Genomic DNA, 12,456 nt, shown 5'->3' with positions numbered 1-12,456 from the left:
CAGACTACTTCAACGTAAGCGGTATCGGGAGTGATCGCTGGTCGTCGAGGGGAGCAGGGGTCAAGATGTCCGCATCCGACGAGACCCGCCGGGCCGACCGTTGCGACGACATCAAGGCCGCGACGACGCACGCCAGGAAGACCACGACGAGGTTGGCCGCGATCATCGACAGCCGTCCGTGGCGTCGCGCGGCGACGGGGGACAGGTCGCGCGGATCGGCCCTCGCCAGCGCGGCTTCCACCGACGTGAATTCCGCGACCTGGCGGCCGCAGCGCCCGCAGCCCTTCACATGCTTTTCGAAGGCGTACGCCTCGGCCTGATCGAGCACACCGAGCACGTACGCCGCCACATCGGTGTGTTTCACCTTTCGCTTCCTCATCGCGAACCCAGTTCTCCTAACGACCGTCGCAATGTCCTCATGGCCGCGTACAGCCGTGATTTGACCGTTCCCTCCGGGATTCCCAATATCACCGCCGCCTCCCGGACGGTATGCCCGGTCAGATACGTCTCGTAGATGACGGCCTGGTATTTGCTGTCCAGATATCGTAGCGCTTCGGAAATGACGAGTGCGGACAGTGACTGTTCGGTCCGGTCCGCTGTTTCGGCGTTTTCGGAACTGTCCAGCTCCACCTCCTGCGGTCGCGCCCGCCGGTTTCGCCAGCCGTCGATCACGATCCGCTTGGCGACCGTGAGCAGCCAGCCGCGCAGCATTCCCGGCTCGCGGTTCAACGTGTCGGAATGCTGCCAGGCGCGGATCAGTGTTTCCTGGACGACATCCTCCGTCCATTGTTGATCATGGCCCGTCAGGTACAGCACCTGATTGAACAGAGTCTCCCGGAAATCCTTGTACAGCAACGAAATCAGCTCATCGGAAAGCTCGTTCGGCCGACGGTCGCCGCCGACCCGGCATTCTCTGCCCGCTGCTTCCATAAAGTTCGCTACCTCCCCAACGGTGGAGGATTTCACAGGTTCGTACACCGTAGCGCAGACTATCGCCGTGAGCCATGTGCAGTAGTGCTTTGTTCACTATTAGTCGGCCGGTACGTATGCCAGTGGGAAACGGTTCTAAATGTGTCGTGTGATGCACGTCACACTGGATGCGAGTACCGAGATCGAACCGGCCGCTCCGGTTCGCCGTACTTCCAGTGAGGCACTTCCATGACGGGGACGGGTGAAATGATCTATCGACTGCTCGGAGTGGTGATCGCCTGCTTGGTGATATGGGTGGGAACGCCCGCCCGTGCCTTCGCGGAAATCGACGCCCATGACCGGGAACTGCTCGTGCGAGTACGCCAAGCCGGTTTGTGGGAAGGCCCGGTCAGCCGTCAGGCGGAACAGCGCGGAAGCGGGCAGCGCGTGCGGGAGGTCGGCCGCAAACTCGCCGAGGATCACGACCGTCTCGACGCGCAGGTCCGCACACTCGCCTCGAAGGTCCGCGTCGAACTCCCCGCCGAGCCCACCGAAGAACAGCGCGCCTGGATCGGCGAGATCACCGCGGCGGGCGGCGCCGACTTCGACCGCCTCTACGTCAATCGCGCCCGCGCCGCGCACGGGAGCATTTTCGGGCTCGCCTCCCAGGTCCGCGCCGCCACCCGCGACGACGCGATGCGTTCGTTCGCGCAGACCGCCGTCGACACCGTCATGCGGCATATGACCCTGCTCGAAAGCACCGGCATCGCCGAGACCACGTCGCTGATGGTCGTGGCCACCGGCGGCAACGAACTCGACGGCGGCGACATCGCGCTCGGCGTGCTCATGGCGGGAATCGCCGGCGGAGCGACCTTCGGGCTCGTCCGGGTGCTCGGCTCGTCGGGCAGGCGAGCATGACGGCCTCGCTCCTGGCGGTCATCCCGGCCCCTTCGCCGCACGACAGCGGGGTGCGGGACATCGCCGCGCTTTCGGGCCGGTTCGCCTACGTGACGATGTGCCTGACGCTGGCTTGGGGCGTGCTGAGCGCCACCGGCTGGATCAGGCGCGTCACCGGCCACGAGGCGCTGCGCGGCGGTCACGTCGTCCTCGCGACGTTCAGCCTCGCCACCGGTGTCGTCCACGGTCTGTCCTATCTGTTCCTCGACGACGACTCGTTCGGCGTGCTCGCGCTGCTGATCCCGTTCGCCGGCGGCGGGGTCGCGCGGCACGCGGCGGGCGTCGTCGGGCTGGAACTGTTCATCGCCGTCTCGGTCACCGCCGCCCTGGGGCGCCGGGCGAACGGCCGCGGCGGGCAGCGGTTCCACCAGGCCGGCTACTTCGCGGTCGGGCTGCTGGCGATCCATTCCTGGCTCGGCGCGTCCGCGAACGGGCAGCTCGCGGCCGTCTGGCTCGGCGGGATCACCGTGCTCACCCCCGCCGTCGTGCTCACCGTGCTCCGTGTCCTCCCGCCGCGGACGCTGGTCCGGCTGGGACTGCTCGAAGGCGAAACCGGCCGGGCCGAACGGGTCCGGATCTCCGTCGACGACAAGAAATGCCACCGCTACGCCATCTGCCAGGCCGAAGCTCCGCAGGTCTTCCAGTTACAGGGCGACGGTCAGCTGCGCTACCTCCGGAAACCCGGCGCCAAACAGGTGCCGCTGGTCCAGGCCGCGGCCCGAGCCTGTCCGATGCGCGCGATCCGACTGCAAGGGGCGGGACGATGAGCGAACGGATAGTCGTGATCGGCGGCGGGCTCGCCGGGCTGCGGTGCGCGGAACGGTTGCGGGAACTGCGGTTCGACGGCGAACTGGTCATCGTCGGCAACGAGCCCGAACTGCCGTATCACCGGCCCGCGCTGTCCAAGCAGCTGCTGACCGGCGCCACCGGACCGGCGGAGATGATGCTCGCGCGGCCCGGCGAGATCGACGCCGAATGGCGGTTCAACACCCCGGCGACACATTTGCGGCCCGGCCGCCAGATCGTCCACCTGCCCGGGGCGGAGGAGCTCCCGTACGACGGGCTCGTCATCGCCAGCGGCGTCGAACCGAGGCGGCTTTCCGGTGTGCCGCACGGACATCCGCGGGTGGTCGTCGTCCGGACACTGGCCGACGCCGCGGAACTGCGCGACAACCTCGCCGCCGACAACGGGCCCGTCGCGGTGCTGGGCAGCGGGTTCATCGGCTGCGAGGTCGCCGCGAGCCTGCGCGAGATCGGCCGCGAGGTCACCATCATCGGCCGGTCGGCGGCCCTGCTCGGCGAGGTCGTCGGCAAGCACATCGGGCAGAAGCTCTCGGCGCTGCACCGGTCGCGGGGCGTGCGGCTGGCGCTGGGCGCGTCCATCGACGACTGGCGGACCACGGCGAACGGCCTGCGGCTGCACTCGTCCGACGGCTGGATCCTGGACGTCTCGTGTGTCGTCGTGGCCGTCGGGACCGTGCCCTCGATCTCGTGGCTGCGCGGCTCGAAGCTGCCGCTCGACGACGGCGTCGTCTGCTCGCCCACGTGTCATGTGCTGGGGATGGACAACATCGTCGCCGCGGGCGATGTCGCGCAATGGCCGAACCTGCGGTTCGACGAGACGCCGAGACGGGTCGAACACTGGCTCAACGCCGTCGAGATGGGGCGCGCGGCCGCCGAGAACCTCCTCGCCGGCCCGCAGGCTTCGCGGCCCTTCGCGCCGGTGCCGCGGTTCTGGTCCGAACAGCACGGCATGCGCATCCAAGCGGGCGGCATCCCGAAGCTCGGCACCGACACCGTCGCGCTCGCCTCGCCCGTCGGTGGCGAACGGCCCGTCACCGGCTTCGTCCGCAAGGGACGCCTCGTCGGCGTCGTCGGCCTCGACAGCCCGTCCGGCGTCCTCCATTGGACCAACGAGATCGCGGAGCAGAACCCCGTCGACCCGCAGGAAGAAACGGAGACGCCCGATGCGCCGATCACGGTTGACCATGCTCGTCGTCATCGCGGCGCTCGTCGTGGGCGCCGCGATGTGGTGGCAGGCGGGTGATCCCGTGTCGCGGACGGCGAGCGCGCCGGTGACCGAAGCCCTCCCCAGCCCGCGTGTCCCGTCGCCCCGCACCGCGCGGCCCAGCTCTCCCGTGGACACTCCGTCCGGCACGCGGCTCACCGCCGTCTACATGACACGGATGGGTCAGGCCATCCTCGACGAAACCGGTGCCGTCCTCTTCCGCTACGAACGCGACAACCCGAACAAGGCCCGCTCGGCGTGCCTCGGGGACTGCGCCGTCGTGTGGACCCCCGTCACCACCACCGGCACGCCGCTGGTGACCGGCATCGACCCGGCCCTCGTCGACACCATCAAACGCCCCGAAGGCGCCGAACAGGTGACCTTGGCGGGCAGGCCCCTCTACAAGTTCGCCAACGCTCGCCCCGGCGAATGGACCGGCCAGGGCACCGACCACCTGTGGTTCGTCGTCAAACCCGACGGGCAACGCAACCTGAACTGCCTCCCCGTGCCCGTGCAGTAGGATTCGCCGACGGACGAGTCGGCGGGGCGGCCGCGAGCCGGGAGACCGGTTCGAGGAAAGTCCGGACTCCACAGGGCAGGGTGGTTGTTAACGGCAACCCGGGGCGACCCGCGGGACAGTGCCACAGAAAACAGACCGCCTCCGTGCGCTTCGCGGGCGGAGGTAAGGGTGAAACGGTGGTGTAAGAGACCACCAGCGTCCTGGGTGACCAGGACGGCTAGGTAAACCCCACCCGGAGCAAGGTCAAGAGGGAGCCGCGAGGCTCCTGCGCAGGCGATCGAGGGCTGCCCGCCCGAGCCTGCGGGTAGGCCGCTCGAGCCCGTCGGCGACGGCGGGCCTAGATGGATGGCCGCCACTCGCTCAGCCGCAAGGCGAGGCGAGGACAGGATCCGGCTTACACGCCGGCTCGTCCGTACTTCTTTTTCTTGGGCCCCGCGCTGGGCTGTGCTGGGATGTCAGGAAAGGGTCGTTCAGGACGTTTTTCGTCCTGAACGACCCTTTCCTGACACTGGAACCTGGCCGCGAAGTCCGTGAAGGACTCCTTGAGGGACCCAGAGTCCCTCAAGGAGTCCTTCACGGACTTCAGTCAGGCCTGGGATGAGTAGGAAAGTCCGTGAAGGCCCCCTTACCTACCCTCAAGGTAGGGAAGGGGCCCTTCACGGACTTCCGGCCGCGGTGAGCAGTGAGGCGAGGTGGTTGGGGTTGGTGGTTGTTGGGGTGGTGCTCTCGGCGCCCCCCCCCCCCCCCCCCCCCCCCCCACCCCGACCCGCCCCACCTGCGAAGTGATAGCAATGGTCCCTTGCTCCCACCCCAACCCCGCCGCAGCCCTTCGGACGCTGCGCCTCACGCCTACTTGCCGGTAGGCTTCCCTCATGGGCGAAGCGAGTCGGGTCACGGGACGGTTCCGCGGGACGTTCGATGTATTGCATTCCCTTACCTACTTCGCTCCCGAGACGGAAGCCGCGCTCACCGACGCGGGCCTCCGGCCGGGGCGCATGACCTATTTCGCGGGCCGCGCGGCGCCCATGGGCGCGGTGAGTGCCGCCGTGGTCGCGGCCACTTTCCACAACTTCAATCCCGAACTGGTCGCCCGCTACATCCCGCGCGCGTGGACGCTGGCCGGCCCGGACAGGATCATCGAGGCCCGCTTCGAGGCCGTCGACGCGGCGTTGACCAGGCTGCTCGGCAAGGAGACTCTCGGTTCCGAAGAGGTCGCCGAGGCGGCCGAGCTGGCTCGCGAGGCGACCGGGGGCTGCCAGCTCGACGGCAGGCCGCTGTACGCCGGGCACGCGGGTCTCGACTGGCCCGGCGAGCCGCATCTCGTGCTCTGGCACGCCATCACCCTGTTGCGTGAGCATCGCGGTGACGGCCACATCGCCGCGCTGGTCGTCAACGGTCTCGACGGGCTCGCCGCCCTCGTCACGCACACCGCCACCGGCAAGGGTTTCCTGCCCGCCGCCGCCAAGGCGTCCCGCGGCTGGACCGACGAGCAGTGGGACGGCGCGGCCGCCAAGCTCCGCGAGCAGGGCATCCTGGACGCCGAGGGCGGTCTGACCGAGGCCGGGAACGATCTTCGCGAGCGGCTCGAAGTCGCGACGAACGCGGCGTCGGCGGGGCCTTGGGAGCATCTCGGCGAGGAGAAGACCAAGCGTCTTCACGAGCTGTGCGGGCCTTTGAGCCGCAAGGCCGTCGAAGCCGGGGCTTTTCCCGCGAATGTGTTCTCTACCGGCAGATAATTACGCTATGTAGTGAAAATGCCCGCCCTGTTTTCGCTTTGGGTAACGGACGTGTGACTTTCGCTTGATCGTCACTCATGATTTTTGTCGAATGCGTGCTCACCCAGCGGACTCGGGAGAAGCCACCGAACGAGTCATGTCACACTGGTCGAGGCCCGATTCTCCGCGACCGACCCGTACTCACAGTGAGCAAGATGCCTCGCAACCGAGTGAGGCCGTCAGCACACTGCGAAATACGGGTGGCCGGGGTTAAACCAGACGACCCTTGCAACGATGATGGAGACCGAGGATGGTCGTGGTGCTGTGCCTCGCTCTGTGATCAGTGGATAAATCGATATCTACAGAGCGCGCTTTGACCACTACGCCTCGTGACGCCATGATGTTCGAAGCACCACCGAGCCAGAACCGCGCGAACCCCCTCTCCGCGCACCGGGAGTAATGCGATGATGACCATGACCACCCTCGACACGCTGGCCGCCGGCGAGCTCGGCACCGGCAACGTCCGCACCTGGCTGATCGACAACATCATCCCCCTGGTGCTGCTGGCCGTCGCGCTCCTCCTGCTGTGGCTGGGCGGTGGCAAGGGAGACAACGCCGGTGTCATGCGCCGACTCGCCGGTGTGGTGATCGCGCTGGCGATCATCGGCCTCGCGGTGAGCGGTGCCGGAGTCAACGTGGGCCAGTGGATCGCCGGCCTCTTCACGGGCTGAGGCAGGGCTCGCGTTGCGTATCCGCACCGATGACGAGGTTTACCGGGTCGATGCCGTGTGGCTCGGCCCGCCGAAAGCGACTTTTCCCTGGAGAGCCCGCTACGTCGCGTGGCTCGTCGGTATCCCGGTCTTCCTGCTCGTGCTCACCGTCGAACGGTGGGCGGGCTGGAGCTTCGGGTTCTTCTCGACCGCCTGGGCCTTCGTCGCCACAATTGTGATCACCAGATTGATCACGTCCAAGATCAGTCACGAGCGCCCACTCGGCGCCGTGGCCGGGATGGCGGCGAAAGAGCTCAACACCCCTAGAGAACGGACCACGGGCACGGGGGGCGCCGCCAGTGCGTCCCGCGTCCGGGTACGGGCGACCCGCCCGCTACCGAAGCAGCGCAGGAGACGGCAGTACCAGCAGCACGGCTACGGCGGCGGCGCCGGAGCTCAGGGAACACCACGAGCGCGTCGGAGCCGCCCTGCGGCTCGGGCCGGGAGGTAGTCGTTGTTCGGTCGCGGCGGAAGCCGAGGAAAACGTGATCGAGATCTGCAGCAAGGGGCCTGGAACCCGCCCCAGCAGGTCCGCTCCGCGCAGCCCAAGAAGGCCGGCAAGGGAAGGCGGCTGCCCGGCGAGGCGGCCATCCCCACCTATACCCCGTCGATCGCGGCGCGAAGCATCGACGGGCACCTGTTACGCACCGGTTATGAGGTCTACGCCTGGTATCGGCTCGCGCCGCAGCGCTGGTCGTTCCGGTCGGATTCGCAGCGCCGCGACCTGATCGCGGCCATCGCCGGGCAGTACGCGGAGCTTCAGGGCCGCTGGCTGCACCTGCGTGTGACCAACCGGCCGTACCCGATCCGCATGTGGGCCGAAGCCCACGTGCACAACGCCGTCGGCCGTCCCCAGGACGTGCAGGGCGCGTTGTCCTTCGACGACTACCTCATCGGCGAGCAGCAGCAGCTGATGGGCCGTTCGATGGCGGAAAAAGAGGTCTATCTCGGCGTCCAGGTGCAGACCAGGCGGATGATCGACCGCGCGGTCGAGAGCGCCGCCCCGGTGCTGCGCAAGATCCTGCCCGAGGCCGTCGACGCCGAGCTGGCCGCGCTCGATTCCGAGGTCGAGCACCTCGACCAGGTGATCGGCTCCGCCGGGCTCGAAGGCCGTCCGGTGCACGCCGAGGAGATGTCCTGGCTGATGCACCGCTCGTGCTCGCTGGGCCTGCCCGCGCCGCGCAACATGCCCGCGGTCCCCGGCGCCGCCTGGGAGCCCGAGGATCTCGCCAGCTTCACCGACGCGGCGGATTTCCACGCCGAGCCGTACGCGCCGACGGTCACCGTCCGCGGCCGCACCGGGTCGAACGCCGGGGTCTCGCGGCATCTCGCCGTCCTCACCGTCGGCCAGATGCACGGTCTCCAGATCCCCGAGGTCGACGACCCGTGGATCCAGCACGCGGACCGGCTGCCCGCCGCGGTCGAGGTGTCCGCGCGGATCTACGTCCGGCGGCCCGAAGAGGTCGCCGGTGAGCTGCAGCGCCAGATGAACAAGGTGCGTTCGCAGGTCAAGCACTACACCGACGAGCACGAGCTGGAGCCGCCGCAGTCGCTGGCGCGCCAGGCGGGCCGGGTGCTGGAGATCGACGACGAGATGACGTCGGGCTTCACCGCGCTGGCCACCCGGGTGCGTTCGTGGTGGCGGCTGGCGGTGTCCGGGCCGACGGAGCGGGACGCGCTGCGCCTGGCCCAGCAGCTCCTCGACCTCTACAAGCCGAAGATCGCCGTCGAGCATCCCGAAGCCCAGTACGCGCTGGCCAGGGAGTTCATCCCCGGTGAGCCGCTGGCTTCGGCGGCGTACATGCGGCGCGGTTCGGTCGTGTGGGCGGCGTCGTCGGTGCCGACTGCGACGGCCGAGGTGGGCGACCGCCGCGGCATCCTGCTCGGCGAGACGGTGACCGCGACGCGGCGCCCGGTGGCCTGGGACCCGTGGATGGCGCAGGAGATCCGCGACGGCTCCGGTCTGACCGCGATGGTCGCCGGTCTCGGTGGCGGTAAGTCGTTCCTCGGCGGCGGCATCGTCTACAAGACGCTCCGCGCGGGCGCGCACTGGACGATCCTCGACCCGTCGGGCCCGCTGTCGCGCCTGTGCGATCTGCCCGAACTGCGGCCGTACGCGCGGAACATCAACCTGCTCAACGCGCAGCCCGGCATCCTCAACCCGTACCGGGTGGTCGCCGAGCCGCAGATCGAGCACTTCATGGACGAGGAAGACCCCGAGCGTTCGTGGCGGCGGGAGAAGGCCCTCGCGGGTGCGACGCGCCGCCGTCTGGTGCTCGATGTCCTCACCGGTGTCCTGCCGTACGAGGTCTCGCGGATGGCGCAGACCCGGATCGTGTTGCTGCGCGCCGTCCGCGCGGTCGGTGGCCGGTTCGAAGCCGACCCCGGCCAGGTCATCGACGCGCTGCGCCGGGACTCCAGCGAGCACCACGAGCACGCCGTCGTCGTCGCGGACTTCCTCGACGAGATGCGCGAGCGGATGGCGCTGCTCATCCCGGAGACCGACGCGGACCCGTACGCCGAGACCCGCGACGACCGGATGACCGTGCTGACCATGGCGGGCCTGACCCTGCCCAAGGACGGCGTCCCGCGCGAGTACTGGACGGACGCGGAATCGCTCGGCGTCGAGATGCTGAACCTCGCCGCGTGGCTGACGCAGCGGTCGGTGTACGAGAAGCCGAAGGAGCTGCGCAAGGGCGTCTGGATCGACGAGGCGTTCTTCCTGTCCGAGGTCCCGACCGGTCGCGTGCTGATGAACCGCTTCGCACGTGACTCGCGTAAGTGGAACGTCCGCGTGCTGCTGTCCTCGCAGATCCCCGCGGACTTCCTGAAGATCCAGGGTTTCGTGGCGCTGCTGGACTCGGTGTTCGTCGGGCGTCTCGACGACGACGACGCCCAGGCCGACGCGCTGCGCCTGCTGAAGGTCCCGGTCGGCGTCGGCTACGAGCAGGTCGTCGCGGCGCTGGGCCGCCGTCCCGGCTCGTCCCGCGATCTCCAGCGGGACGTCGAGCCCCGGCAGTTCATCTTCGGTGACGGCGCCGGCGGCGTGGAGCGGATCCGCGTCGACTTCTCCGGCCCGCACCTGGAGCACCTGCGCCGGGTCATGGACACCACGCCGGGTTCGCCCGACGCCAAACCGTCGCGGCCGGGCAACGAACTCGCCGTCCCGCAGGAGAAGCAGTTCGTCGCTTCGCCGCCGGAGGAAGACGACTTCGAGCTCGAAGAGGATCTCGAACTCGCGGCCGAACTCGAGGTCGGGCTGACCGAGGAGCAACTGCTCGGCGCCCCGGACCCGTTGGCGGCCGAGACCGGGGAAGTGCAAGGCGCGGTCCAAAATGGACATAACGGGAACGGGAGCCAGGGCGAGCAGCACGCGCGCGCCGGCAAGGGCGGCACCGGCAGGGATGCCGCATGAACACGGTGATCACGCTGGCGTGCGTGCTCGCGTTCGCCGCCGGCTGGCACGCGCTGCGCCGCCGCCTCAAAGAGGGGCCGCGGCCCGGCAAGACCAGACCCAGCCGTCGCGCGACGATGTTCGTCGTCATGGTGATCCTGGGCCTCCAGGCCGTGGCGACCGCTCCGGCGGCTTCGGCCGCCGCCTGTGGTGAGGCACCGAACCCGGAACGGCCCGGCGCCGGCATGGTCGGCGCGCTCGACCCGCCCGCGACAGCACGCGGTGAAGGCGGCAGCCCGTACAACGTCTACGGGTACGCGGGGCACGTCTGGGACACGTTCGAAACCGACTGCGGCCCGCTGGCCGGGATCACCTCGCCGAACTCGACGATCGACACCTGGGCGGGCAACCAGCTGTTCAACATCGGCAAGAACATCGTCGGTGCCACGAACTCGCTGCACTACACCGTCTTGCAGGGCAGCCTGCTCAGCCCGCTGTACAACGCCGTCAAGGCCGGGGCGGAGAAGGTCTACAACAACATCTACGCCCAGTTGTTCGGCCTCGCCGCGCTGATCATGTCGATCATGTTGTTCCGCAACATCTGGCGCGGCGATCTCGCGGCGGTCAGCAAACGGGCCCTGTACGGGCTCGCCGCGGTCTGGCTGGCCGCGTCTTCGTTGGCACTGCTGCGTTTCCTCGATCCGATCGACAACGCGATCGTGCAGACCACAACCAACATCCAGGCCGGCTTCATCGACGAGCCCAAGACGCCGCCGCCGACCCAGGCACCACCGCCCTCGGCGCAACCGTGTCAGGCGACCCCGGAGGCCGTCGCCGCCCGTCAGCCGTGGGACCGGGTCCCGACCGAACTGCACTGCCGGGTCGTCTACGACAACTGGCTCCGCGGGGAGTTCGGCAGCCCGGATTCGCCGCAGGCCATCCAGTACGGCCCGGCCCTCTTGGACGCGCGTGCCTTCACCTGGGGCCAGATCCAGCAGGGCGGCGACGCCGACGCCGCGCTGGTCGACTCCAAGAAGGCGGCGTTCAAGGACATCTCCACCAAACTCGGCCCGGCGACGGGCTATTTCACGGGTGAGGACGGCAGCCGTGTCGGCGCCGGTTTCCTTTCCCTCGGCCAGGGCATCTTCTACTCGCTGTTCCAGTTGCTGGCCAAGGCCACGGTGCTGCTCGCGCAGGTGCTGATCAGGATCTTCGTCCTGACGGCCCCGCTGATCGGGCTGATCGCGCTGCTCCAGCCGCAGATCATGCAGCGCATTCTCAAGGTCGTCGGCGCGGTCGCCTTCAACCTCATGGTGCTTTCCGTGCTGGCGGGCGTGCACACGCTTCTGCTCGAGGCGATCTTCACCGCGGGGAACTCGCTTTCCCTGCTGACGAAGATGGCGCTCGCGGGCATCATCACCGTGTTGCTGTTCATGATCGGCCGCCCCGTGCGGCGGTTGTGGCAGATGGTCGAGATGTCCGTCGGCATGGTCGGCGGCGCGGTGCCCTCGCCCCGCGGCGGCCTCTTTTCCCGCTTCCGCAAGAAGAACAACGAACCGACCCCGCAGGACGCGTTCTGGCAGAACGTCCGCGACACCGACGATGTGGTCGACGGCGACCTCCGCGGTCCCGTGGGCGCGACGGTCGGCGGCGGCCGGTTCCGGCCCGAAGCGACGATCTTCGCCAGCTCCCAGCGGCTCGACAACGGCTCCGGCGCGATCCGGCCCGCCGCGGCCTGGTCGGGAGCGCCGTGGCCCGGCGCCGTCGGCGGCGGTGGCGGCACGGCCGCGCTTCCCACCGGTGGTGGCGGCGGTATTCCGGTGTTCGGCCAGTACAACCCGTCCGCGGGCAATCCGGGCGACTCCATGTTCACCTCGGGCGGGCGGAGCCCCATCCAGGTACCGAGCCGCCGGGTCGACACCTCGCCGGTCGCCGACCGGCGCTGGAGCGACGAACCGGAGCCGGTCGTGGTGCCGTCGCGGATGAACACCGCGGGCGGCGGCTACACCACGCCCGACCACTCTGGCGCCGTGCCGGTGCAACCGGGACCGTCGACACCGCGTCCGCGCCGCGTCGACCCGGAAGTCGTCGCGGGCAAGCCGGTTTACGTGCTGTACCGCCCTTCGCGCGGGCTCGAGGTCCGCGAGGAAGTCCGCGACACAGACCACGCAGTGGGTCGGTGA

The 12,456-nt window shown here is 69.0% G+C and carries 11 protein-coding genes and 1 other RNA gene; 10 read left to right on the top strand and 2 right to left on the bottom strand.

The genetic code is table 11. The features are described from left to right. Window positions 1–4 precede the first annotated feature (4 nt). Together ACIHAO_RS36610 and ACIHAO_RS36605 are read right to left on the bottom strand one after the other, a co-directional pair. Window positions 5–364 (bottom strand): zf-HC2 domain-containing protein, encoded by a 360-nt coding sequence (locus ACIHAO_RS36610; RefSeq protein ID WP_396565817.1) that lies wholly within the window; start codon window positions 362–364, stop codon window positions 5–7. Window positions 365–375: 11 nt separating this feature from the next. Further along, window positions 376–930 carry a sigma-70 family RNA polymerase sigma factor gene (locus tag ACIHAO_RS36605; protein WP_396565855.1) on the bottom strand — a complete coding sequence of 185 codons (555 nt, stop codon included), beginning with the start codon at window positions 928–930 and terminating at the stop codon, window positions 376–378. Between the two features lie 246 nt (window positions 931–1,176). Here ACIHAO_RS36605 and ACIHAO_RS36600 point away from each other — a divergent pair, with 246 nt between their 5' ends. The 10 genes from ACIHAO_RS36600 to ACIHAO_RS36555 all read left to right on the top strand — a co-directional run bounded on the left by ACIHAO_RS36600 (window position 1,177) and on the right by ACIHAO_RS36555 (window position 12,456). Then, window positions 1,177–1,827, top strand: a complete 651-nt coding sequence (locus ACIHAO_RS36600) for a DUF4142 domain-containing protein (RefSeq protein ID WP_396565815.1) — start codon at window positions 1,177–1,179, stop codon at window positions 1,825–1,827. Then, a complete protein-coding gene (locus ACIHAO_RS36595; protein WP_396565813.1) occupies window positions 1,824–2,633 on the top strand; it encodes a ferredoxin in 810 nt (269 codons plus the stop codon). Before ACIHAO_RS36600 ends, ACIHAO_RS36595 begins: the two co-directional genes overlap by 4 nt. Next, window positions 2,630–3,913 (top strand): NAD(P)/FAD-dependent oxidoreductase, encoded by a 1,284-nt coding sequence (locus ACIHAO_RS36590; RefSeq protein WP_396565811.1) that lies wholly within the window; start codon window positions 2,630–2,632, stop codon window positions 3,911–3,913. The genes ACIHAO_RS36595 and ACIHAO_RS36590 overlap by 4 nt, the downstream gene beginning before the upstream one ends. After that, window positions 3,834–4,394: a hypothetical protein gene (locus tag ACIHAO_RS36585; protein WP_396565809.1), complete on the top strand. Its 561-nt coding sequence runs from the start codon at window positions 3,834–3,836 to the stop codon at window positions 4,392–4,394. Before ACIHAO_RS36590 ends, ACIHAO_RS36585 begins: the two co-directional genes overlap by 80 nt. A gap of 14 nt (window positions 4,395–4,408) precedes the next feature. Next, an RNA gene (rnpB, locus tag ACIHAO_RS36580) (RNase P RNA component class A) lies at window positions 4,409–4,807 on the top strand. A 459-nt stretch (window positions 4,808–5,266) separates the two neighbouring features. Next, the gene (locus ACIHAO_RS36575) at window positions 5,267–6,130 is read left to right on the top strand and encodes a hypothetical protein (RefSeq protein WP_396565807.1); all 864 of its coding nucleotides are present in this window, start codon (window positions 5,267–5,269) and stop codon (window positions 6,128–6,130) included. 443 nt (window positions 6,131–6,573) lie between these two features. After that, window positions 6,574–6,840: a hypothetical protein gene (locus tag ACIHAO_RS36570; protein ID WP_007035338.1), complete on the top strand. Its 267-nt coding sequence runs from the start codon at window positions 6,574–6,576 to the stop codon at window positions 6,838–6,840. A gap of 13 nt (window positions 6,841–6,853) precedes the next feature. Next, entirely contained in the window at window positions 6,854–7,330 is a 477-nt protein-coding gene (locus tag ACIHAO_RS36565; RefSeq protein WP_125781103.1) for a hypothetical protein, read from the top strand. A gap of 3 nt (window positions 7,331–7,333) precedes the next feature. Next, window positions 7,334–10,294, top strand: a complete 2,961-nt coding sequence (locus ACIHAO_RS36560; protein WP_396565804.1) for an ATP-binding protein — start codon at window positions 7,334–7,336, stop codon at window positions 10,292–10,294. After that, window positions 10,291–12,456 (top strand): magnesium transporter, encoded by a 2,166-nt coding sequence (locus ACIHAO_RS36555; protein WP_396565802.1) that lies wholly within the window; start codon window positions 10,291–10,293, stop codon window positions 12,454–12,456. Before ACIHAO_RS36560 ends, ACIHAO_RS36555 begins: the two co-directional genes overlap by 4 nt.

Source organism: Amycolatopsis sp. NPDC052450 (assembly GCF_044547565.1).
Lineage (GTDB): Bacteria > Actinomycetota > Actinomycetes > Mycobacteriales > Pseudonocardiaceae > Amycolatopsis.
This window is presented reverse-complemented; position numbering and strand designations above follow the sequence as displayed.

Excerpts from the sequence above, each read along its gene's own strand:
- ACIHAO_RS36595 (WP_396565813.1), top strand. The coding sequence starts at position 1,824 with ATGACGGCCTCGCTCCTGGCGGTCATCCCGGCCCCTTCGCCGCACGAC.
- ACIHAO_RS36590 (WP_396565811.1), top strand. The coding sequence starts at position 2,630 with ATGAGCGAACGGATAGTCGTGATCGGCGGCGGGCTCGCCGGGCTGCGG.
- ACIHAO_RS36555 (WP_396565802.1), top strand. The coding sequence starts at position 10,291 with ATGAACACGGTGATCACGCTGGCGTGCGTGCTCGCGTTCGCCGCCGGC.
- ACIHAO_RS36600 (WP_396565815.1), top strand. The coding sequence starts at position 1,177 with ATGATCTATCGACTGCTCGGAGTGGTGATCGCCTGCTTGGTGATATGG.
- ACIHAO_RS36585 (WP_396565809.1), top strand. The coding sequence starts at position 3,834 with ATGCGCCGATCACGGTTGACCATGCTCGTCGTCATCGCGGCGCTCGTC.
- ACIHAO_RS36605 (WP_396565855.1), bottom strand. The coding sequence starts at position 930 with ATGGAAGCAGCGGGCAGAGAATGCCGGGTCGGCGGCGACCGTCGGCCG.
- ACIHAO_RS36575 (WP_396565807.1), top strand. The coding sequence starts at position 5,267 with ATGGGCGAAGCGAGTCGGGTCACGGGACGGTTCCGCGGGACGTTCGAT.
- ACIHAO_RS36570 (WP_007035338.1), top strand. The coding sequence starts at position 6,574 with ATGATGACCATGACCACCCTCGACACGCTGGCCGCCGGCGAGCTCGGC.